The organism is Virgibacillus tibetensis, from assembly GCF_036026595.1.
Classification (GTDB): Bacteria; Bacillota; Bacilli; order Bacillales; family Amphibacillaceae; genus Virgibacillus_P; species Virgibacillus_P tibetensis.
On the sequence record NZ_JARZFX010000001.1, the window covers coordinates 324,459 to 344,389 of the forward strand.

At 36.1% G+C, this 19,931-nt stretch carries 18 protein-coding genes and 6 tRNA genes; 22 read left to right on the forward strand and 2 right to left on the reverse strand.

What is annotated here, in order from left to right; all coding sequences use genetic code 11:
- Nucleotides 1–284 precede the first annotated feature (284 nt).
- The 12 genes from glyQ to QGM71_RS01845 all read left to right on the forward strand — a co-directional run bounded on the left by glyQ (nt 285) and on the right by QGM71_RS01845 (nt 14,032).
- Nucleotides 285–1,163: a glycine--tRNA ligase subunit alpha gene (gene glyQ / locus QGM71_RS01790; RefSeq protein ID WP_327605796.1), complete on the forward strand. Its 879-nt coding sequence runs from the start codon at nt 285–287 to the stop codon at nt 1,161–1,163.
- Nucleotides 1,163–3,247, forward strand: a complete 2,085-nt coding sequence (glyS, locus tag QGM71_RS01795; RefSeq protein WP_327605797.1) for a glycine--tRNA ligase subunit beta — start codon at nt 1,163–1,165, stop codon at nt 3,245–3,247. Before glyQ ends, glyS begins: the two co-directional genes overlap by 1 nt.
- Before the next feature lie 255 nt (nt 3,248–3,502).
- Nucleotides 3,503–4,132 carry a helix-turn-helix transcriptional regulator gene (locus tag QGM71_RS01800; RefSeq protein WP_327605798.1) on the forward strand — a complete coding sequence of 210 codons (630 nt, stop codon included), beginning with the start codon at nt 3,503–3,505 and terminating at the stop codon, nt 4,130–4,132.
- A gap of 42 nt (nt 4,133–4,174) precedes the next feature.
- On the forward strand, nt 4,175–4,978 hold the full coding sequence (locus tag QGM71_RS01805) for a pyruvate, water dikinase regulatory protein (protein WP_327605799.1): 804 nt from the start codon (nt 4,175–4,177) through the stop codon (nt 4,976–4,978).
- Nucleotides 4,979–5,745: 767 nt separating this feature from the next.
- A complete protein-coding gene (gene dnaG / locus QGM71_RS01810; protein WP_327605800.1) occupies nt 5,746–7,560 on the forward strand; it encodes a DNA primase in 1,815 nt (604 codons plus the stop codon).
- Between the two features lie 31 nt (nt 7,561–7,591).
- Nucleotides 7,592–8,713 (forward strand): RNA polymerase sigma factor RpoD, encoded by a 1,122-nt coding sequence (rpoD, locus tag QGM71_RS01815; protein WP_327605801.1) that lies wholly within the window; start codon nt 7,592–7,594, stop codon nt 8,711–8,713.
- Nucleotides 8,714–8,824: 111 nt separating this feature from the next.
- Nucleotides 8,825–9,358 carry a hypothetical protein gene (locus QGM71_RS01820; protein ID WP_327605802.1) on the forward strand — a complete coding sequence of 178 codons (534 nt, stop codon included), beginning with the start codon at nt 8,825–8,827 and terminating at the stop codon, nt 9,356–9,358.
- Nucleotides 9,359–9,461: 103 nt separating this feature from the next.
- Nucleotides 9,462–9,836, forward strand: coding sequence for a cytochrome c550 (gene cccA / locus QGM71_RS01825; RefSeq protein ID WP_327605803.1), 375 nt, complete (start codon nt 9,462–9,464; stop codon nt 9,834–9,836).
- Between the two features lie 87 nt (nt 9,837–9,923).
- A complete protein-coding gene (locus QGM71_RS01830; RefSeq protein WP_327605804.1) occupies nt 9,924–10,652 on the forward strand; it encodes a tRNA (adenine(22)-N(1))-methyltransferase in 729 nt (242 codons plus the stop codon).
- Nucleotides 10,633–11,748, forward strand: coding sequence for a Nif3-like dinuclear metal center hexameric protein (locus tag QGM71_RS01835; RefSeq protein ID WP_327605805.1), 1,116 nt, complete (start codon nt 10,633–10,635; stop codon nt 11,746–11,748). The genes QGM71_RS01830 and QGM71_RS01835 overlap by 20 nt, the downstream gene beginning before the upstream one ends.
- Nucleotides 11,749–11,775: 27 nt before the next feature.
- A complete protein-coding gene (locus tag QGM71_RS01840; RefSeq protein WP_327605806.1) occupies nt 11,776–13,089 on the forward strand; it encodes a DEAD/DEAH box helicase in 1,314 nt (437 codons plus the stop codon).
- Between the two features lie 49 nt (nt 13,090–13,138).
- Nucleotides 13,139–14,032, forward strand: a complete 894-nt coding sequence (locus QGM71_RS01845; RefSeq protein ID WP_327605807.1) for a deoxyribonuclease IV — start codon at nt 13,139–13,141, stop codon at nt 14,030–14,032.
- Between the two features lie 78 nt (nt 14,033–14,110).
- Here the strand turns inward: QGM71_RS01845 and QGM71_RS01850 are convergent, their stop codons facing one another.
- Nucleotides 14,111–14,395: a DUF2624 domain-containing protein gene (locus tag QGM71_RS01850; protein ID WP_327605808.1), complete on the reverse strand. Its 285-nt coding sequence runs from the start codon at nt 14,393–14,395 to the stop codon at nt 14,111–14,113.
- Between the two features lie 166 nt (nt 14,396–14,561).
- On the opposite strand from QGM71_RS01850, the gene QGM71_RS01855 reads away from it, so the two are divergent.
- Nucleotides 14,562–14,954 (forward strand): hypothetical protein, encoded by a 393-nt coding sequence (locus QGM71_RS01855; protein ID WP_327605809.1) that lies wholly within the window; start codon nt 14,562–14,564, stop codon nt 14,952–14,954.
- A gap of 30 nt (nt 14,955–14,984) precedes the next feature.
- Here the strand turns inward: QGM71_RS01855 and QGM71_RS01860 are convergent, their stop codons facing one another.
- Nucleotides 14,985–15,317 carry a hypothetical protein gene (locus QGM71_RS01860; RefSeq protein WP_327605810.1) on the reverse strand — a complete coding sequence of 111 codons (333 nt, stop codon included), beginning with the start codon at nt 15,315–15,317 and terminating at the stop codon, nt 14,985–14,987.
- A gap of 69 nt (nt 15,318–15,386) precedes the next feature.
- Between QGM71_RS01860 and QGM71_RS01865 the strand changes: the two genes are divergently transcribed.
- The 9 genes from QGM71_RS01865 (at nt 15,387) to QGM71_RS01905 (ending at nt 19,789) form a co-directional block, all read left to right on the forward strand.
- Entirely contained in the window at nt 15,387–16,019 is a 633-nt protein-coding gene (locus QGM71_RS01865) for an NfeD family protein (RefSeq protein WP_327605811.1), read from the forward strand.
- Nucleotides 16,020–16,260: 241 nt separating this feature from the next.
- Nucleotides 16,261–17,886, forward strand: a complete 1,626-nt coding sequence (locus QGM71_RS01870) for a Na/Pi cotransporter family protein (protein WP_327605812.1) — start codon at nt 16,261–16,263, stop codon at nt 17,884–17,886.
- Nucleotides 17,887–18,339: 453 nt separating this feature from the next.
- Nucleotides 18,340–18,414: transfer RNA gene (locus QGM71_RS01875), tRNA-Asn, on the forward strand.
- Nucleotides 18,415–18,418: 4 nt separating this feature from the next.
- Nucleotides 18,419–18,495 (forward strand) — tRNA-Met (locus QGM71_RS01880).
- Between the two features lie 16 nt (nt 18,496–18,511).
- Nucleotides 18,512–18,587: transfer RNA gene (locus QGM71_RS01885), tRNA-His, on the forward strand.
- Between the two features lie 15 nt (nt 18,588–18,602).
- Nucleotides 18,603–18,679: transfer RNA gene (locus QGM71_RS01890), tRNA-Ile, on the forward strand.
- Between the two features lie 11 nt (nt 18,680–18,690).
- Nucleotides 18,691–18,783: transfer RNA gene (locus tag QGM71_RS01895), tRNA-Ser, on the forward strand.
- A 133-nt stretch (nt 18,784–18,916) separates the two neighbouring features.
- Nucleotides 18,917–18,992, forward strand: a tRNA-Phe gene (locus QGM71_RS01900).
- Between the two features lie 185 nt (nt 18,993–19,177).
- Nucleotides 19,178–19,789, forward strand: a complete 612-nt coding sequence (locus QGM71_RS01905) for a superoxide dismutase (protein WP_327605813.1) — start codon at nt 19,178–19,180, stop codon at nt 19,787–19,789.
- Nucleotides 19,790–19,931 lie beyond the last annotated feature (142 nt).

Consider the following 19,931-nt stretch of genomic DNA (forward strand, 5'->3'; position numbering starts at 1 on the left):
CAGATAACGTATTATTTTACATATTGAAATAATTAATAACCTGATTGCTAAGAAAGAGAATAGTACTTAGTTGAATTCTATTTATAGCGAGCCTGGAATAGTGAGAGCTGGGTAATAGAACAACAAGGAATGGCACTCTTGAGCATGGATATAAAGTGGCTCTATACAATTTTTTAGAGCAAGTAGGGTGGAACCGCGGCTAGAACCCGTCCCTATGTCTATACAGTATAGACATAGGGACGGGTTTTTATTATTTTAAAAAATTCATGGAGGCTATGTAAATTATGAACATACAGGAAATGATTCTAACACTGCAAAAGCATTGGTCAGAAGAAAACTGCATTATTATGCAAGCATACGATGTTGAAAAAGGAGCAGGAACAATGTCACCAATGACTCTTCTGAGAAGTCTTGGTCCGGAGCCATGGAACGTTGCTTACGTTGAACCTTCAAGAAGACCTGCTGATGGTCGTTATGGAAAAAACCCCAATCGGTTGTATCAGCATCATCAGTTTCAAGTCATTATGAAACCTTCACCTGAAAACATACAGGAGCTATATTTAGAATCCTTGAAAAAGCTTGGGATTGATCCATTAAAGCATGATATTCGATTCGTTGAAGATAACTGGGAAAACCCAACATTAGGTGCAGCCGGATTAGGGTGGGAGATTTGGTTAGATGGCATGGAAATAACCCAGTTCACTTATTTTCAGCAAATTGGCGGTTTGGAAGCATCACCTGTGACTGTAGAATTGACGTATGGATTAGAACGCCTTGCCTCATACATACAAGATAAAGATAATGTATTCGATTTGGAATGGACAAAAGGCGTTACTGTTCGAGATATCTTTTTTCAACCAGAATACGAGCATTCTAAGTACACTTTTGAAGAATCCAACACTAATATGTTGTTCCAGTTGTTTTCAATGTATGAGCAAGAGGCAAAAGCAACAATGGAAAAAGGCTTGGTTTTCCCATCTTATGATTACGTACTGAAATGTTCACACACCTTCAATTTACTAGATGCTAGAGGGGTGATATCGGTGACAGAGCGAACTGGCTATATATCGAGAATTCGTAACTTAGCTAGAAATATTTCAAAAGCATATGTTGCCGAAAGAGAACGACTGGGCTTTCCACTGTTGAATAAGGAGGAAAAATAATGGCTAAGGATGTATTATTTGAAATAGGATTGGAAGAATTACCAGCACGATTTATAGATGATGCAGAAAAGCAGTTAAATGTCAAAACAGAAGCTTGGTTAAGGGAATTACGTATTTCTTATAATTCGATAACTACTTTTTCAACGCCTAGGCGACTAACTGTATTAATAGAAGGGATGGCTGAAGAACAAACCACCATTGAAGAAGAAGCCAAGGGTCCCGCGGAAAAGATTGCAAAAGACACGGATGGGAATTGGTCAAAAGCAGCTGTAGGCTTCACAAAAGGTCAAGGTAAAACGGTGGAAGATATTTATACAAAAGATTTAAAAGGAATTACATATATTTTTGTTAGAAAATATATTGATGGTAAACCTACGTTTGATTTATTGCCACAATTTAAAACGATTATTGAATCGATACAATTCGGGAAAAATATGCGATGGGGTGAAGAGACTCTAAGATATGCCAGACCAATACGCTGGCTTGTGGCTCTATATGGTGAAAAGGTAATTCCTATTAAGATTGCTGGTGTAGGCACAAGCAATCTAACTTTTGGACACCGATTTTTGGGATCTGAATTCAACTTAAGCAAACCGAAAGATTATCAGCGTAAGCTGTATGAAAATTTTGTGATCGTTGATCCTGGGGCGCGAGAACATCTAATAATAAAAGGCATTAAAGACATCGAAGAAAAGAATAGTTATCTAATTCCAATAGATAAAGACTTATTGGATGAGGTACGAAATCTTGTTGAGTATCCAACTGTTTTTATTGGTTCTTTTGAGCAACAGTTTTTAAAGCTGCCGCCGGAAATACTTATAACCTCTATGAAAGAACACCAAAGGTACTTTCCTGTGAAGTCTAGGGAAGGAGAGCTATTACCTTATTTCATTGGTGTTCGAAATGGAGATAATTATGAAATTAACACTGTAATTAGAGGAAATGAGAAGGTGTTACATGCACGGTTGTCTGATGCTGAATTCTTCTATGAGGAAGATCAGAAGCACTCGATTGATCACTATAACGGGAAATTAGAACGAGTTGTTTTCCAGGAAAAACTTGGGACAATTAGTGACAAAGTTAAACGAATTGGTCATATTACCAATCAAGTCACAAAATTGTTGAATTTAGATGCAGCTACTTCTTCTCTTGCTGCAAGAACTGCAGCAATCTGTAAGTTTGATCTAGTAACTAATATGGTGAATGAATTTACAGAATTACAAGGAGTAATTGGTGAAAAGTATGCACGGGTATTTGGTGAAGATGAAGCAGTGGCAAATGGAATTAGAGAGCATTATTTACCGAAGCAGGCCAATGGTGTATTACCTGTGTCGACAGTAGGGTCTGTTGTAAGTATTGCAGATAAATTAGATACGATTGTAGGATGCATTTCAGTCGGGTTGACTCCAACAGGATCACAGGACCCATACGGTTTGCGACGACAAGCTGCTGGTATTTTAAGAATAATGAATAATGAAAAATGGAATGTCACTATGGAAGATTTATTGGAAATTACGCAAGAGTTGTATCGTACACTTCGAATCGACCAAATCGATCATAAGCAAATAAAAAAGGAACTTACCGACTTCTTTAAATTACGCGCAACATATTTATTAAAAGAAATGTCTATTGAACAGGATATAATACAGGCTGTCTTTCATAAGGAAATTGGGAGAGTGGATTATGCAATGTCAAAAGCAGCCACTTTATCGGAAATAAGGAATGATAGTAGTTTTAAATCTGTTCAGGAAGCACTGGTCCGAATTTTGAATCTAAGTAATAATACACAGCAAACCAATGTTAACCCTGACTTGCTTGAAACGGATTCAGAGGTGTTTCTGTATAAGAGATATTTAACCGTTACAGAGGAATATAAGACAGCCAAAAAAGAGTTGAAGTCTGCAATGGCATTGACAAATATAGGAGAACTTTCTGAGCCGATTCATGATTTTTTTGAACATAATATGGTTATGGCAGAGAGTGAGCAGATACGTAATAATCGGATAGCATTAGTGAATTCTATTGCTATGTTAATTCTTGATTATGCTGATTTAAGAAAAATTGAATGGAAACAGCATTTTTAATCAAAGCAGCCAGGTAACCCAAAAGTTAACTGTTTCTCTTGCTATCAATATCTAATAAAAACTTGTTGTACTCAACTGGATCCCAGAATATTTATTAGAGTAATAAGCAGCCACTGGATCATGATATACAGTCTGCGTCTTAACTTTATTAAAGCATGCTTTATTTCTTTAAGTATAACGGAATTTTCTTTTTGATTGGAAATAGTCTATAATATTAAGGAATAGTATGTCATATTTGCTCCGGGTGGTGAGAAAGTGGAATTATCAAAAAGACAAGAGAAAATTATTGAAATAGTTAAGGGAAATGGACCTATAACAGGGGAAAACATTGCTGAGCAATTAAGTTTAACAAGAGCTACATTGCGCCCAGATTTAGCGATACTTACCATGGCTGGATTTTTGGATGCAAGACCTCGTGTAGGATATTTTTTTACCGGTAAGACAGGATCTGAATTACTTACAGAAAATATTAAAAAATTTAAAGTACATGAATTTCAGCACGTACCAGTAGTAGTAAAAGAAAGTGTTTCTGTCTACGATGCTATTTCCAGCATGTTTTTAGAAGACGTAGGCACATTATTTGTGGTAGATAATAATTCTTGTTTAACAGGTGTTCTATCGCGCAAGGATTTGCTGAGGGCAAGTATTGGACAGCAAGACTTAAATGCAGTTCCAGTACACATTATTATGACTAGAATGCCTAATATAACAGTGTGCAGGAAAGAAGATAAGTTGATTGATGTAGCAAATGACCTTATAAATAAGCAAATTGATGGTGTACCTGTAGTGAAAGACACAGAAGTTGGTTTAGAAGTAGTAGGTCGTATTACTAAAACAACGATTACAAAAGCTTTTGTTGAATTGATTATGGACGAACATATATAAACACCATATAACTAAACGCTTACGTAGGAGGGGGAGCTAATTATGAAAACTGAACCGATTGTATATGTTTTATCAGATTCTGTTGGGGAAACAGCGGAATTAGTAATTAAAGCAGGTTTAAGCCAGTTCAATAATGGTGACTATAAAATACAACGAATTCCTTATGTAGAGGATAAGGTGACAGTTGACGAGACAATCCAACTAGCCAAAGAGAGAAATGGTATAATCGGATTTACGTTGGTTGATCCAAAGCTTAGAAATTATGTTAATGAACAGGCTAAAAAGTTTGATATAGAGGCAATTGATATAATGGGACCAATGATATCTGCAATGGAAAGAGCATTTGAGAATACACCTCGTCTCGAGGCAGGACTTGTTCATAAACTGGATGAGGATTATTTCAAACGTGTTGAAGCCATTGAATTTGCTGTAAAGTATGACGATGGCAGGGATTCCAGAGGGATAGCCAGAGCGGACATTATATTAATTGGTGTATCAAGAACATCTAAAACCCCTCTCTCCCAATATTTAGCACATAAACGTTTGAAAGTTGCTAACGTGCCAATTGTACCTGAAGTAGATCCACCTGAGGAGTTATATGGGATTGATTCTAAAAAATGTATTGGGTTAAGCATAAGTCCAGAAAAATTAAATGAGATCAGAAGAGAACGTTTAAAGGCATTAGGACTCGGAGATCAAGCTACCTATGCGAATATGCAAAGAATACACGAAGAACTGGCCTATTTTGATAAAGTAGTTAATACGATTGGGTGCGAGGTAATTGATGTATCAAATAAAGCAGTTGAAGAAACTGCAAATATTATTCTACACATGATACAAAAGTAGTTTACTTAATTTACATGAAAGGCCCTTTTCGCATAGTTTGTTGCTATTTTATATAAACTGTGTCAATGTTGATTTCCGTATCGGGAGTTGCAACGCTTCGGCTTTCCCGAAAAGCAAAATCTTCTTTCCTGAATAAGGAAAACACTTTGAATGATAACATGTAATGCTGCCGAAGCTTTTCTTGTCTCAGCTGTTGCTTTTTCCGACAATCCACTGCTACTGCTACAGCGAAAACACAAATGCTATGATTACGTAGTGTATTTACGAAGCAGTATATACTTGAAAAACAACACTCTTTAAAAAAACTCATATAAAAACATTCTACGATGGACTGGTAGAATGTTTTTACTATTTCATTATGAATATCTTTTTACAAAATTAAATACTTTTTGTTAGCAATTTCTGCAGATCTGTATTATAATCAATTTTTGTGTAAAGATATAATATATAAATAAATTTTTACGTGTACACGATATTCTGAAAAGTAAAACATTCATTTATAAGAAGGATATTAGAGGTGCAGCATAGAATTAATATATAAAGATATAGCACCCGAATACATATTGGGTTTATATATTAAGTCTTAGAGGTAAAATGTAAATAAGAGAATAGTACATGAACCAAGAACCAAGTATGATCAAAATTGTCCTTCAATGGGTATACAGACTGCCAGAAGGTAATTTTTTTCGATTTCATAAAAAATATTGTCGAAAAATGAAGGATTTTCTAATATGGAACACGAATATTAGTAGAGCATGGTGGTTTATATGGCCAATCAAATATCTGAAGAAGTAATTGAAGAAATACGTAAATCAAATGATATTGTGGATGTCATTGGTGAATACGTACAATTAAAAAAACAAGGAAGAAACTATTTTGGACTTTGTCCATTTCATGGTGAAAAGACCCCTTCTTTTTCTGTCACTCAAGAAAAACAGATTTTCCATTGCTTTGGTTGTGGAAAAGGCGGTAACGTAATGACTTTTTTAATGGAAATGGAAAGTTTCTCCTTTTACGAAGCATTACAGTTGCTTGCTAATAGAAGTGGCACAGAGTTACCAGAAACAGGAATTAAAAGAGAAACTGCCTTATCTCAGGAAAACCAAAGTATATTATCGGCGAATGAATGGCTGACTAAACTTTATCATCACTTGCTAAGGTACACTAAAGATGGTAAAGAAGGTTACAGCTACTTTAAAGAAAGAGGCGTGAGTGACGAATCTATTGATTTATTCCAATTGGGCTTCGCTCCTAATGTTAAGGACTTCACAGCTGAATTTCTCGATAAAAAAGGATTCCACAAGCAGTTACTGGTTAAAGCAGGATTAGTCACCCTACAGGAAGATAACAGTGTAACAGATCGCTTTAGAGGCAGGGTTATCTTTCCAATCAGGAACCATTTGGGGAAGACGGTAGCATTTGGTGGTCGTTCCCTAGCAGAACAAGAACCTAAGTACTTGAACAGTTCTGAAAGTGAACTATTTCAAAAAGGAAAGCTACTTTATAATTTCGATTTAGCAAAGAAGCATATTCGTAAAGAAAGTGAAGTAATAATATTTGAAGGGTATATGGATGTAATCTCAGCATATCAGGCTGAGGTAAAAAATGTTGTTGCTACATTGGGAACATCATTAACGGAACAACAGGCCAAGCTTTTAAAAAGATATGTGGATACGGTTATTCTATGCTATGACGCGGATAGAGCTGGAATTGAAGCAACGTATAAAGCCGCCAATTTATTACGTCAAGTTGGCTGTTATGTTAAGATCGCAAACCTGCATGATAACATGGATCCTGATAATTTTATTAAGCAACATGGTTCTGAAGCGTTTAAAAAAGAGGTAATACAGGCGAGCAGCACATTTATAAGTTTCTACATGCGGTATTTAAAGAAAGATTTCAATTTAAGTCTGGAAGGAGACCGCATAAAATATATTGAAAAAGTTTTAAACCAACTCGCCGTGATTGAAAGTCCAGTTGAACGGGAATATTATTTAAGAGAGCTGAGTAATGAATACAACATCTCACTAGATACTTTAACTGATGAAATTGTCACACTTCGAGAAAAGAAAGGCATTCATAAGGATAAGGGAGAAAAGAACAGATATACTAATAGAACAACAAGTAATTCTCGAAATAAAAAGTTATTACCAGCTTTTCATAATGCTGAAAAACAGCTTATTTCATATATGTTGCAAGATGCCATTATAACTGATAAGGTGCAGGAGGAAATAGGTGCCGGCTTTAACTTGGATGAGCATAAGATTATTGCAACACACTTATATGCATATTATGAAGAAGGTCATCCTGCAGATGTTAGTTTATTTATCGAAAGACTAACAGATCAGAGAGTAAAACAGCTAGTTATTGAAATAGCTATGACTCCTATGCTTGATGATATCAGCGATAAAGAAATCAATGATTATATTAGGATTATTCGTGCTGAAACTAAGGATATGAGCAGCATCAAATCATTAAGGGATCAACAAAGATTAGCTGAACAACAAGATGATCCCATGAAGGCTGCACAAATAGCTATGCAAATCATTGAAATACAAAAACAGTTAAAGAGTACGAAATGAATATTTACGTAGTCTGGAAGGAGGGGGACTCATGGCCGATAATAAGCCTTCGCAAACAAAAGAAAATGAACCAGAGCTAACACTGGAGCAAGCAAAAGATCAATTGCTTGAAATGGGCAAAAAAAGAGGCGTCTTGGCTTATGAAGAAGTAGCAGATCGCTTATCCAACTTTGTTATTGAATCAGATCAAATGGATGAATTTTATGAGTACCTAGGAGAACAGGGTGTAGAAATAATTGGTGAGTCTGAAGATGATCCGAATATGCGACAAATCGCAAAAACAGAAGAATTTAACTTAAGTGACCTCAGTGTGCCATTAGGTATTAAAATCAACGATCCTGTCCGCATGTACTTAAAGGAAATAGGTCGTGTTGATTTATTGTCCGCTGCAGAGGAAATTGAACTTGCAACACGTATTGAAAAAGGAGACGAGGAAGCAAAGCGTCGCCTGGCAGAAGCAAATCTGCGTTTGGTTGTGAGTATAGCTAAACGCTATGTTGGTAGGGGAATGCTATTTCTTGATCTTATTCAAGAAGGAAATATGGGCTTAATTAAAGCTGTTGAAAAGTTTGACTTTCGCAAAGGGTTTAAATTTAGTACCTATGCAACATGGTGGATTCGCCAGGCGATCACACGTGCAATTGCTGATCAGGCAAGAACAATCCGTATTCCAGTTCATATGGTTGAAACAATAAATAAACTTATACGTGTACAGCGTCAATTACTTCAAGATTTGGGGAGAGAACCAACACCTGAAGAGATTGGTGATGAAATGGAACTAACACCAGACAAAGTCCGGGATATTCTTAAAATTGCCCAAGAACCTGTTTCATTGGAGACACCCATTGGCGAGGAAGATGACTCCCATCTAGGTGACTTTATTGAAGACCAGGAGGCAATAGCTCCATCAGATCATGCAGCATATGAATTACTTAAAGAACAGCTTGAAGATGTATTGGATACCCTCACAGATCGCGAAGAAAATGTACTGCGTTTGCGGTTCGGTCTTGACGACGGACGTACCAGAACGTTGGAAGAAGTAGGTAAGGTTTTTGGTGTAACTAGAGAAAGAATTCGCCAAATTGAGGCGAAAGCTTTGCGTAAGCTAAGACATCCGAGCCGGAGTAAACGACTAAAAGACTTTTTAGATTAATATGTTTAGTCATTGGGCGCAAATTGTGAACAATGACTTTTCCTGTTCTTTTGCAGGTTCGATAGAGAAATAATCTCACATGTTCATGCCATTTGCATAGGAGTGAGGTGTATGGCTAATGATCGAATTGCTACAATTGTTAAAGAAATTAATTATTGGAAGGCTCATAAGTTACTGCCGGACGTGTATTGTGATTTTCTTCTTGCACTATACACAAGAGGCGATACGGCAGAAGTTTCTGCACAGTCAATAAGAAGCAGGAATACTATTTTAACTGTCCAAATGATCCTTTTAGTGTTGTTGTTACCGTTTTCATTTCTTGTCATATATTCTACGCAATTTCATCTTATTTTGCAACTTGGTATTCTTGTTCTTTTTTTTAGTTATTCTTGTTGGATGGCAGTATTACTTAAAAAAAACAATACTATTTTCTTTCAGGTTGCTTTAGTAATAGCTTTATTACTATTATTGTTCATGTCAGTTATTACAAGTCAGTTCTTATCTGACTACAAATGGTTAATCAACATCCTGCTTCCGTTAAATTTTTTAATCTGGTTATTACTGGGGTATAAGAATCATATGAAATACCTTATGTTCTCCAGTATAATAGGACTATTATTTACCTTATTTTTTATTGTTTTATAAATATTCACATCTTATCCCTTTAAACTAATTTGAATATCGAGTAAAATATATATAGCCTTTTCAAATGAATTAGAATATGGGGATTACATAAGGAGGAAACGCTATGAGAAAGAACCCAGTTATCCCATTTGCAATCATTGCTATTTTTGGGATACTTACAGTAATTGTTATATCATTTGTTGGTTTAAACCAGCGTGAAGACATTCAGCAAGCTGAAGAAGGCGGAACTGAGCAAACGGATGAACAAGAAGGAGAAACAACTGGAGATCCTGATGAGATCTACCAAGCGAATTGCTCAAGCTGCCATGGTGGTGATTTGTCCGGAGGAAATGCGCCGGATTTAACACAAGTAGGAAGTAAACTTTCAGAAGAAGAAATTCAAGATGTTATTATTAATGGACAAGGTTCTATGCCTGCAGGAATGGCTACTGATACGGAAGCTGAAGTACTGGCAACCTGGTTATCTGAAAAAGAATAATAATACAAAAGAAGAGCTTTCTGCTATGAACAGAAGCTCTTCTTTTTACTTTGAAGTGGGTAACCCTAACAGAAAGTAGAGATATATATGATAAATAGCATTAAACTATCAGAACGTTTAAAAACAATAGCTTCATTTTTACCAAAAGGAACTGTTTTTGCGGATATAGGATCAGACCATGCATATCTGCCTTGTTTTGTGTGCCTTCAAGATAAAACTGCTAAAGCGATTGCCGGTGAAGTTAATGAAGGGCCATTCAACAGTGCAAAGGATACTGTGGCAACATGCAACTTAACATCTGTCATTGAAGTGCGTTTAGGAAACGGTTTACAGGTAATAAATGAGAAAGATGAAATAAAACAACTTGTTATCGCTGGCATGGGGGGTGCTTTAATTCGTATGATATTAGAAGAAGGTAAAAAGAAACTCTCTTCCGTTCAGCGCATTATTGCCCAACCGAACGTGGATGCAAGAAGTGTCCGAAAATGGCTAATTGAGCATCGTTTCATGATTACTAATGAAGCAATCATTGAAGAGAGTGGACATATTTACGAAATTATTGTTGCTGATAAAATAAACATTATAAATCCGGATAATGAAGACATAAGTGAAAAACAATTATTGTTTGGACCTTTGCTTATGGAAAATAAACCAAAGGCGTTTTATTCTAAATGGAAGCTTGAATACGAGAAGCTCCAACATGTCATTGAACAAATGAAAAAAGCTAAAAAAGTAAATGAAGAAAAAATAATACGGTACGAGTTTGAATTACAATTGATCAGGGAGGTAATTGAAGATGAAGAGAATACTCAATAACTCTGATGTTTTCCAAATAATGGAAGAGTGGGGGCCAAGGAAATTAGCTTATAACTGGGATAATGTTGGCTTACAAATTGGATCACATGCTTCAATCGTAAAAAAAATCATGATAACATTGGATGTTTTAGAGTCTGTTGTTGATGAAGCGATCGAAAAAAATGTTAACCTCATTATTGCTCACCACCCGCTCTTGTTTAAACCCTTGAAACAAGTTAATGTTGATAGCCCTCAAGGTCGTACAATTGAGAAATTAATAAAACATAATATAACTGTATATGCATCACATACTAATCTGGACATAGCAAATGGCGGAGTTAATGATATACTGTGTGATTTATTGAAAGTTGAATCCACAGATGTATTAGTTAACACACATACACAGAAGTTAGTTAAAGTAGTTGTATTTGTTCCTCTATCACATGCAGAAGAGGTTCGTGAGGCTATAGGCGATAGTTCAGCAGGTCATATAGGTAATTACAGTCATTGTACTTTTCAAACAGAAGGACAAGGAACGTTCAAGCCACTAGAAGGTGCTAATCCTTCTATAGGAAATATAAATCAAATGGAATTCGTTGATGAAGTAAAAATAGAAACAATAGTACCAGAAGAAAAGCTTCAGCCAGTAATTAATGCTATGATAAGAGCTCATCCTTATGAAGAAGTTGCTTATGATATTTATCCCATGGATAATAAAGGAGAAACATATGGAATTGGTCGGATCGGCACGATGAAGAACGAAATGAGCCTTGAACAGTTTTCCAATCATGTTAAATCTGTATTTGGACTTTCTCACGTCAAAGTAACAGGGGATTTAAAAAGTAAGGTGAAAAAAGTAGCTGTGCTTGGGGGTAGTGGAGAAAAATATCTTCACGCAGCTAAACAAAAAGGTGCCGATGTTTATGTAACGGGAGATATGACGTTTCATGCAGCTCAAGATGCCTGGCAAATGGGCTTATCTGTCATTGACCCGGGTCATTATATAGAAAACATAATGAAAAAGGCAGCAAAGCAGTATATCGAAAAAAAAGTTCAAAACAATAGTATTGAAGTGGTTCTATCTGAATCAAATACAAATCCGTTTCAGATTTTATAGCAGCCAACATAAAAAGGAGTTTATTTAATGGAAAAAAACAATTTCAGTCAGTTTTCATTTCATCCAACATTAGTAGAGGTTACCAAACGTTTGGAATTTCGCGAACCAACGGATGTTCAGATGCAGGTTATTCCTAAAGTATTACAGGGTAGGAGTATTATTGGACAATCACGAACAGGGTCGGGAAAAACACATGCTTTCTTACTGCCTTTGTTTAACCAATTGGATACGAATAAACGCCAAGTGCAGTTTGTTATAACAGCACCAACAAGAGAACTGGCAATGCAAATACACGAAGAAGTTAAAAAAATTATTCATTACGCTGGGCGTAACCAACAATGGATTTCGAAATTATTAGTTGGTGGTACAGATAAACAGAAAATGGCAGAAAAACTAAAAGAACCTCCCCATATAATTGTTGGGACTCCGGGACGAATATTGGACTTGGTTAAGGATGGAGTAATATCCATATATTCTGCAACCTCTTTTGTTATTGATGAAGCAGATCTAATGCTTGACATGGGTTTTATTGAAGAAGTAGATCAACTGTTAGTACGTTCTAAGAAGGATATTCAGTTGCTTGTATTCTCCGCAACCATTCCACAGCGCCTGCAGCATTTTTTTAAAAAATATTTAAATAATGCTTTGCATGTAAAGGTGAATGATCATTTCTCTCCTGAAAAAATGGAGCATCGATTAATTGATTTGAGACATCGTAACGAAGCGGATGTAATTATGGATATTTCTAAAACAATTCAACCATATCTAGCCATCATTTTTACGAATGGAAAAGAAATAGCCAATAAATTAGCAGCTTCCCTCCAGGAAAAAGGACTGGATGCTGGATTGATTCATGGTGGATTGACTCCACGTGAACGTAAGCGTGCCCTGAAGGACATTCAAAGTCTTCGTTACCAATATGTCGTTGCTACCGATTTAGCTTCAAGAGGGATCGATATTAAGGGTGTGAGCCATGTAATTAACGCTCAGCTACCTAAAGAGGAAAATTTCTATATTCACCGAGTTGGTAGAACTGCAAGAGCTGGGTTAGAAGGAACGGCAATTAGTATTTATCATGAAAACGATGTGAAGTTAATTGAAAAACTGGAGCAAAAAGGATTAAAATTCACGTATGCTGATGTGAAAAATGGAGAATGGGTTGATGCTAAATCCTGGAATGAGCGCTCATTACGAACAAAGGTAACGACAGATATTGACAAAGAAGCATGGAAAAAAGTACGTAAAACGAATAAAGTAAAGCCAGGCTATAAGAAAAAAATGAAACAGCAGCAAACGTCAATAAAAAGACAACTGACGAAAAAGAATAATTATAAGAAATAGCTGTAATAATGTGGTAGAGCCACAGGCTAAATCGGGAGAGGTGCAAAAATTGGTTAAAATAGGATCACATGTATCAATGAGTGGGAAGAAAATGCTCTTAGGGTCAAGTGAGGAAGCAGCATCTTATGGGGCAAATACGTTTATGATCTATACTGGCGCTCCGCAAAATACTAGAAGAAAGCCTATTGAAGAACTAAATATAGAGGCAGGAAAAGAGAACATGGCAATGAACGGGATTACAGATATTGTCGTTCATGCACCTTATATAATCAATATAGGCAATTCATTAAAGCCTGAGACATTTGAATTAGGCGTCTCTTTTTTACGAAGTGAAATAGCTCGTACTGCCGCTCTGGGTTCCAGACAAATTGTTCTGCATCCAGGTGCACATGTTGGAGCAGGGGTTAAAGAGGGAATTAAAAAGATAATTGAAGGATTGAATGAAGTATTGGAAAAAGATGTTGATGTGCAGATTGCACTTGAAACGATGGCGGGCAAGGGAACAGAAATTGGCAGATCCTTTGATGAGATAGCAAGTATCTTTGATGGAGTTACACATAATGAAAAGTTATCTGTTTGTTTGGATACATGTCACATTCACGATGCAGGATACGATATCGTGAATGACTTTGATGACGTATTAAACCAGTTTGATAAGATTGTTGGGGTTGAGCGGCTAAAGGTGATTCATGTTAATGACAGTAAAAATGAAATCGGAGCTCATAAGGACCGTCATGAGAATATTGGATTCGGCCATATTGGTTTTAATGCATTGCAGAAAGTGGTTTATCATCCCCAGTTAGAAAGCTTACCGAAAATATTAGAAACACCTTATGTTGGAGAAGATAAAAAAAATAAAAAGCCCCCGTATAAGTTTGAAATTGAAATGTTGAAAAACGGTACTTTTATTCATGAATTAAAAGAAAAAATAGTCAATGTTTAACAAAGGATAACACTTGGAAACAGGTGTTATCCTTTGTTATAAACTTGACTATTTGGTGACAAATCATTTTTTACTCTTTTAATTAAATAAATGATCCAAACCATATGATTTAATTAATTTGTCAAATAACTTCTGTGCTTTTTTTGCAGTTTCAACATCTGTTATCTTCGCTAGCTCCTTCAACATTATTTTTCGCCCACCCGTATTGAAAGGATCAACACGGTTGTTTTTTAAATAAGTGGTTATTTGCTGTGCTTCTTCCTGTGTTAATTTAAAGCCATATTGTTTCCCATAGTGCAGAAGTTCCCCAGGTGTTAGCTGTTTTAACTTTTTAGTAATTAAATCCTTTATGAATGTAGACATAATCAAACTCCCTATAAATAATACTGATTTACTATATGCAGCTGTATAATTAATATCAACTTGTATTTCTTATTTATCAGGTACTACCAAAAATTAACATTATTATAAAGTTGATAACTCCATAAACTAACTCTGCACCTCAATTTAAGAAAGGGAGGTCTAGTTTATGGATGAATTTCAAAATTATAAAGACAACGGAGTGGAAACCCCGCCAAACCATGGGGAACACAGGAAGAATCAAGATTTTGTAGGCATAGAACCCGATAGTTCCAGAAATGAAGAATATGCAGCTGAATTAACTGCTGATGATTATGATGCAGAACTTACTGAAAATGACACGAACGCCAATACAGATACAGATGTAAACAGTACCTTTGGCTGGATTGGGATTGCTTTATCTGTCATATCATTTTTCATGATGCCAATTATTTTGGGTGGAGCAGGTATTATTCTCGGTTTCGTTTCTAGAAGACGCGGAGCAGATACTCTGGGAAATATTGCAATTGCAGCAGGTGCAATTTCCATATTAATTACACTCTTTGTTCTTCCATTCGTTTAAAAGTTGGGGCTGTTAATTCAGCCCCTTTTTTTATTTATTTGTATCTGTATATAGTGGAAAATAATAGTAATGGTGAGCTTGAAGGTTGTATGGATCGCTATTAGGGTTAATCATTTTAAAATCGGAAATCAGTTGGGATATATCCAGGGAATCCAATGTGTCTTCGTTTAATTCTTCGACTATGGAAAGCACAGTGTCTCCCGGTTGTACTTTAATATGAATAACGTTAAACTTTATTATAGCAGTTGGAGTAGAAGAATTCATGGCAGGAGGTAAACTAGTACCCTGTCTTAAATCTTTATAAACGCTGATAAGTAGTAATAAAATTAAAGCGTAGATAAAACATCTTTTTATGAAATACATATTTATTCTCCTTTATAATGAAACAATATATAATGAAAATACGTAAGTAATGGGGAAGGAGGTAGCGATTTGGATATTTTTTCATTAGAATGGATAGGCTTCGTAATAACGGGATTAGGTACATTGTTTTTAATTGGAGAAGTACTTGTTAATATGCGTGGATTTTTCGCTTTATTGGGGATAGGATTTATAACGGTATATTTTTCTGTCTATTTAGAAACAGGCTCCTTTATGATTATGCTTATTATTTATTTTGTTGGATTATTACTCATTATTATTGATGGGAAGCTTTTAAATGATGGCACTCTGGCCACACTTGGTGTAGCTAGTATGTTAGCTGCTGTTGCTCTGCCAGCTCCCAGTTTATTCGCAGGTATGTATGCGGTAGTTGGTGTATTGTTAGGAGGTGGAGCTTCTTTTTTCTTCTTAAAAGTTTTTAAAAGAAGAGAAATGTGGACTAAAATTACACTTAAGGATCAATTGACTTCAGAAGCTGGTTACAACTCAATGAACAAAACGTATGGGAAATTAGTTAATAAAGAAGGTGTAACACGAAGCGATCTGAGACCTGTTGGTACGATCCGTGTAGATAATACTGATTATAGTGCTATTTCTAATGGACAGTGGATTGCTAAAGATAGTCGTGTAAAGATAGTGCAGGTGGATGGTACAAAGATATTGGTGGAAAAAATTATAGAATAAACCATAAAAGGTAATTCTTGATCGTTTAATCAAACTGTCAAGGGTTATCTTTTTGTCTTTTAACATGACATATTTAGATTAAATTAGCTCCAGGTTGGGTAGTTACTAAGAAAGAGTAATTCCGGGGATTGTAAATTTAGTGTAAATTATTCTGCTAGGGACTTTACAAACGATTAATAATCATTTAATAATGGTAGAGGTATACGACAAGATTCAACATGACTGAAGGGATGGAAAAATTTTGGGTATTGATATACAAGCACTTCTTTTTGAATTTATTGGCGGCCTCGGTATTTTTCTTCTCGGAATCAAGTATATGGGGGATGGACTGCAAAAAACCGCAGGAGATCGTCTAAGAGGCATTCTGGATAAATTTACGAGTAATCCGTTTTTAGGTGTATTAGCAGGGATTATAGTCACCATCCTCCTTCAGACCAGTACAGGGACTACGGTATTAACTATCGGTTTAGTAAACGCTGGTTTTATGACACTTAGACAAGCAATCGGTGTTATCATGGGAGCTAATATTGGAACAACAGTTACCGCATTTATTATTGGAATAGATATAGGAGCTTATGCATTGCCTATTCTTGCGATTGGTTGCTTCCTATTATTTTTCTTTAAAAATGCTAAAGTAAATAATATTGGACAATCTATATTTGGCTTTGGTGCGCTATTCTTTGGTTTAGAGTTAATGGGTGGCGGTTTGAAGCCATTAAGTGGATTAGATGCATTTCAGGATCTAACACTTCAGATGAGCTCGAATCCAGTGCTAGGTGTAGTTATTGGTACAGTTCTTACCGTAATCGTACAAAGCTCCAGTGCTACGATCGGTATATTGCAAACCCTGTTTGGCGAAGGCTCATTGACTTTACAAGCAGCCCTGCCTGTATTATTTGGTGATAATATCGGCACAACTATAACAGCAATTCTGGCATCACTTGGTGCAAGCGTAGCTGCTAAAAGAGCTGCTATGACACATGTGGTGTTTAATATTGTGGGTACCGTGGTTGTTTTAATACTACTTGTACCTTTCACCCAGTATGTCTATTTTTTACAGGCTCAACTTAATTTAAATCCCGAAATGACCATTGCATTTGGTCATGGTAGCTTTAACATCGTTAATACAATTATTCAATTTCCATTTATTGGAGCGCTTGCCTGGTTAGTAACAAGAATTATTCCGGGTGAAGATGTAATTGTTGAATATAAACCAAAGCACTTAGACCCGATTTTCATCCAACAGTCATCAACTTTAGCGTTGGATCAAGCGAAAGCAGAAGTCATTCGTATGGGTGAATATGCATATAAGGGTTTAGAAGAAACAAACCTTTATTTAACTACACATCATCAAAAACATTCTGAAATGGCTATGCAGGTCGAAGGTGCCTTGAACAACCTTGATCGCAAAATTACCGATTATCTTATAGATATATCTGCTGGGTCATTATCCGAGCACGAAAGCGCTAAACACACAGCTTTGATGGACTCCGTACGTGATATTGAAAGAATTGGTGACCATTTTGAAAATATTATTGAACTAATTGATTATAAAATATCAAATAAGGTAAATTTAACGGAGCAAGCGCAAGAAGATCTTAATGATATGTTTGATCTAACTATCTTAACTGTCAAACAAGCTATAAAAGCACTTGATCTTATGGATAGAGAAGAGTCGCTTGCAGTAGTTCAAAAAGAAGATCAAATTGATAAAATGGAAAGGAACTTCCGTAAGAAACATATTATCCGCATGAATGAAGGCCAGTGCAGTGGGTCTGCTGGTATCGTGTTTGTAGATATTATAAGTAATTTAGAACGAATAGGAGATCATGCTGTAAATATAGCAGAAGAAGTTTTAGGTAAATAGGTAATAAAAAGAAGAAGGGGGGCTCCTTTCTTCTTTTTAATTTAGGAATATTTAAATGGATAGGACAGAACAATACTATTTTACTAACGGCAGGCTAATATACCAAAGGAATTATCGGCTGGTTAATTACTTTGGCAGATATTAAAAGTGTCTAACACCAAAAATCCTTGACTGGAAACATATAATTACTGTCATTTTGTGTCGGATAGTTTACATTCTCTTTTTATTAGACAATTTACGGAAATATTAAACTTTAATTTTTTGTAATATTTCTGTTGAAATCTATGAGTGGAGGTGCTATAGTATATATTGTTGTTTTAACAACTTATTTACATATTAGTGAAGTATTAATTAAAAAAGATATTGACATATCTTGTTGAACATGGTAAATTATATTGCGTTGCTGTTAATTTAGAAGTCATGAAATACTTATCAAATATTAAGTTCTATTATTCCACAGTAGCTCAGTGGTAGAGCTATCGGCTGTTAACCGATCGGTCGTAGGTTCGAGTCCTACCTGTGGAGCCAAAATGGCGGTGTAGCTCAGCTGGCTAGAGCGTACGGTTCATACCCGTGAGGTCGGGGGTTCGATCCCCTCCGCCGCTACCAATAAAATAAAACCACGGCGATCGTGGTGAAGTGGTTAACACACCGGATTGTGGTTCCGGCATGCGTGGGTTCGAAACCCATCGATCGCCCCATTAAATTTAATAGAAGGACCCTTAGCTCAGTTGGTTAGAGCTATCGGCTCATAACCGATCGGTCGCAGGTTCGAGTCCTGCAGGGTCCACCATTTAAAAACTCGGAGGAATACCCAAGTTTGGCTGAAGGGATCGGTCTTGAAAACCGACAGGGGTGTCAAAGCCCGCGGGGGTTCGAATCCCTCTTCCTCCTCCATACATATTCAATGAAACGAATGAGAGCTATACATCCATTACAACGTATAAATGCGATGAATTACAGGCTTACTAGAGAGTGAAATCTCATCAATTGATTTTAACAGTGTGTCCAAACAGCATTCTGGTTATATGGCTCGGTAGCTCAGTCGGTAGAGCAAGGGACTGAAAATCCCTGTGTCGGCGGTTCGATTCCGTCCCGAGCCACCATTTCATGACAAGCATTTTGCTTGTTTTTTTATTTTTAAATTTAAAGACATTTAACCTTTAAGAAGTATGTTAAATAACATATGCATATAATTTGCAAGTACTAGTGAGCTCTGATAATCTTGATTAAAAGGAAGAATATTCAATCCTTTTTAGTACTACTATTTATCAGAGGAGGAAGATTAATTATGGCAAAGTTTGAATTACCAGAACTACCTTACGCGTACGATGCTTTAGAACCTACAATTGATAAAGAAACAATGAACATTCATCATACGAAACATCATAATACGTACGTAACAAAGTTAAATGATGCACTAGAAGGACATCCAGACCTTCAATCTAAATCAATTGAAGAATTAGTAAGCAACCTGGATGCTGTACCTGAAGCAGTACGCACTGCAGTGCGTAATAATGGTGGCGGACATGCTAATCATAGTCTTTTCTGGAAGTTGTTGTCACCTAACGGTGGGGGAGAGCCATCTGGAGAAATAGCTGATAAAATAAATAATAAGTTTGGAAGCTTTGATAAGTTTAAAGAAGAATTTGAAAAGGCAGCCGCTACTCGTTTTGGTTCCGGTTGGGCTTGGTTAGTTTCTAATAAAGGTGAGTTGGAAATTACAAGTACACCTAATCAGGACTCTCCATTAACGGAAGGTAAGACACCTCTATTAGGCCTTGATGTATGGGAACATGCATATTACCTAAAATATCAAAACAAGCGTCCTGAGTACGCTGCAGCCTTTTGGAATGTAGTGAATTGGGATGAAGTAACCAGAAATTATAACGAAGCAAAATAAATGAATACAAAGATCCGAAAAACACGTGAGAAATTTCACGTGTTTTTTGCTTTTTTTAACATTGTCTTCAAAAAGGTTGGGACTGTACACCCTATACCAGAGAAACGTATTTCTGTAGCGGAATTATGACGCAGGAGCCTTT

Coding starts and splice junctions, on each gene's coding strand:
- glyQ (WP_327605796.1), top strand. CDS start 285: ATGAACATACAGGAAATGATTCTAACACTGCAAAAGCATTGGTCAGAA.
- glyS (WP_327605797.1), top strand. CDS start 1,163: ATGGCTAAGGATGTATTATTTGAAATAGGATTGGAAGAATTACCAGCA.
- QGM71_RS01805 (WP_327605799.1), top strand. CDS start 4,175: ATGAAAACTGAACCGATTGTATATGTTTTATCAGATTCTGTTGGGGAA.
- dnaG (WP_327605800.1), top strand. CDS start 5,746: ATGGCCAATCAAATATCTGAAGAAGTAATTGAAGAAATACGTAAATCA.
- rpoD (WP_327605801.1), top strand. CDS start 7,592: ATGGCCGATAATAAGCCTTCGCAAACAAAAGAAAATGAACCAGAGCTA.
- QGM71_RS01820 (WP_327605802.1), top strand. CDS start 8,825: ATGGCTAATGATCGAATTGCTACAATTGTTAAAGAAATTAATTATTGG.
- cccA (WP_327605803.1), top strand. CDS start 9,462: ATGAGAAAGAACCCAGTTATCCCATTTGCAATCATTGCTATTTTTGGG.
- QGM71_RS01830 (WP_327605804.1), top strand. CDS start 9,924: ATGATAAATAGCATTAAACTATCAGAACGTTTAAAAACAATAGCTTCA.
- QGM71_RS01835 (WP_327605805.1), top strand. CDS start 10,633: ATGAAGAGAATACTCAATAACTCTGATGTTTTCCAAATAATGGAAGAG.
- QGM71_RS01840 (WP_327605806.1), top strand. CDS start 11,776: ATGGAAAAAAACAATTTCAGTCAGTTTTCATTTCATCCAACATTAGTA.
- QGM71_RS01850 (WP_327605808.1), bottom strand. CDS start 14,395: ATGTCTACATTCATAAAGGATTTAATTACTAAAAAGTTAAAACAGCTA.
- QGM71_RS01855 (WP_327605809.1), top strand. CDS start 14,562: ATGGATGAATTTCAAAATTATAAAGACAACGGAGTGGAAACCCCGCCA.
- QGM71_RS01860 (WP_327605810.1), bottom strand. CDS start 15,317: ATGTATTTCATAAAAAGATGTTTTATCTACGCTTTAATTTTATTACTA.
- QGM71_RS01905 (WP_327605813.1), top strand. CDS start 19,178: ATGGCAAAGTTTGAATTACCAGAACTACCTTACGCGTACGATGCTTTA.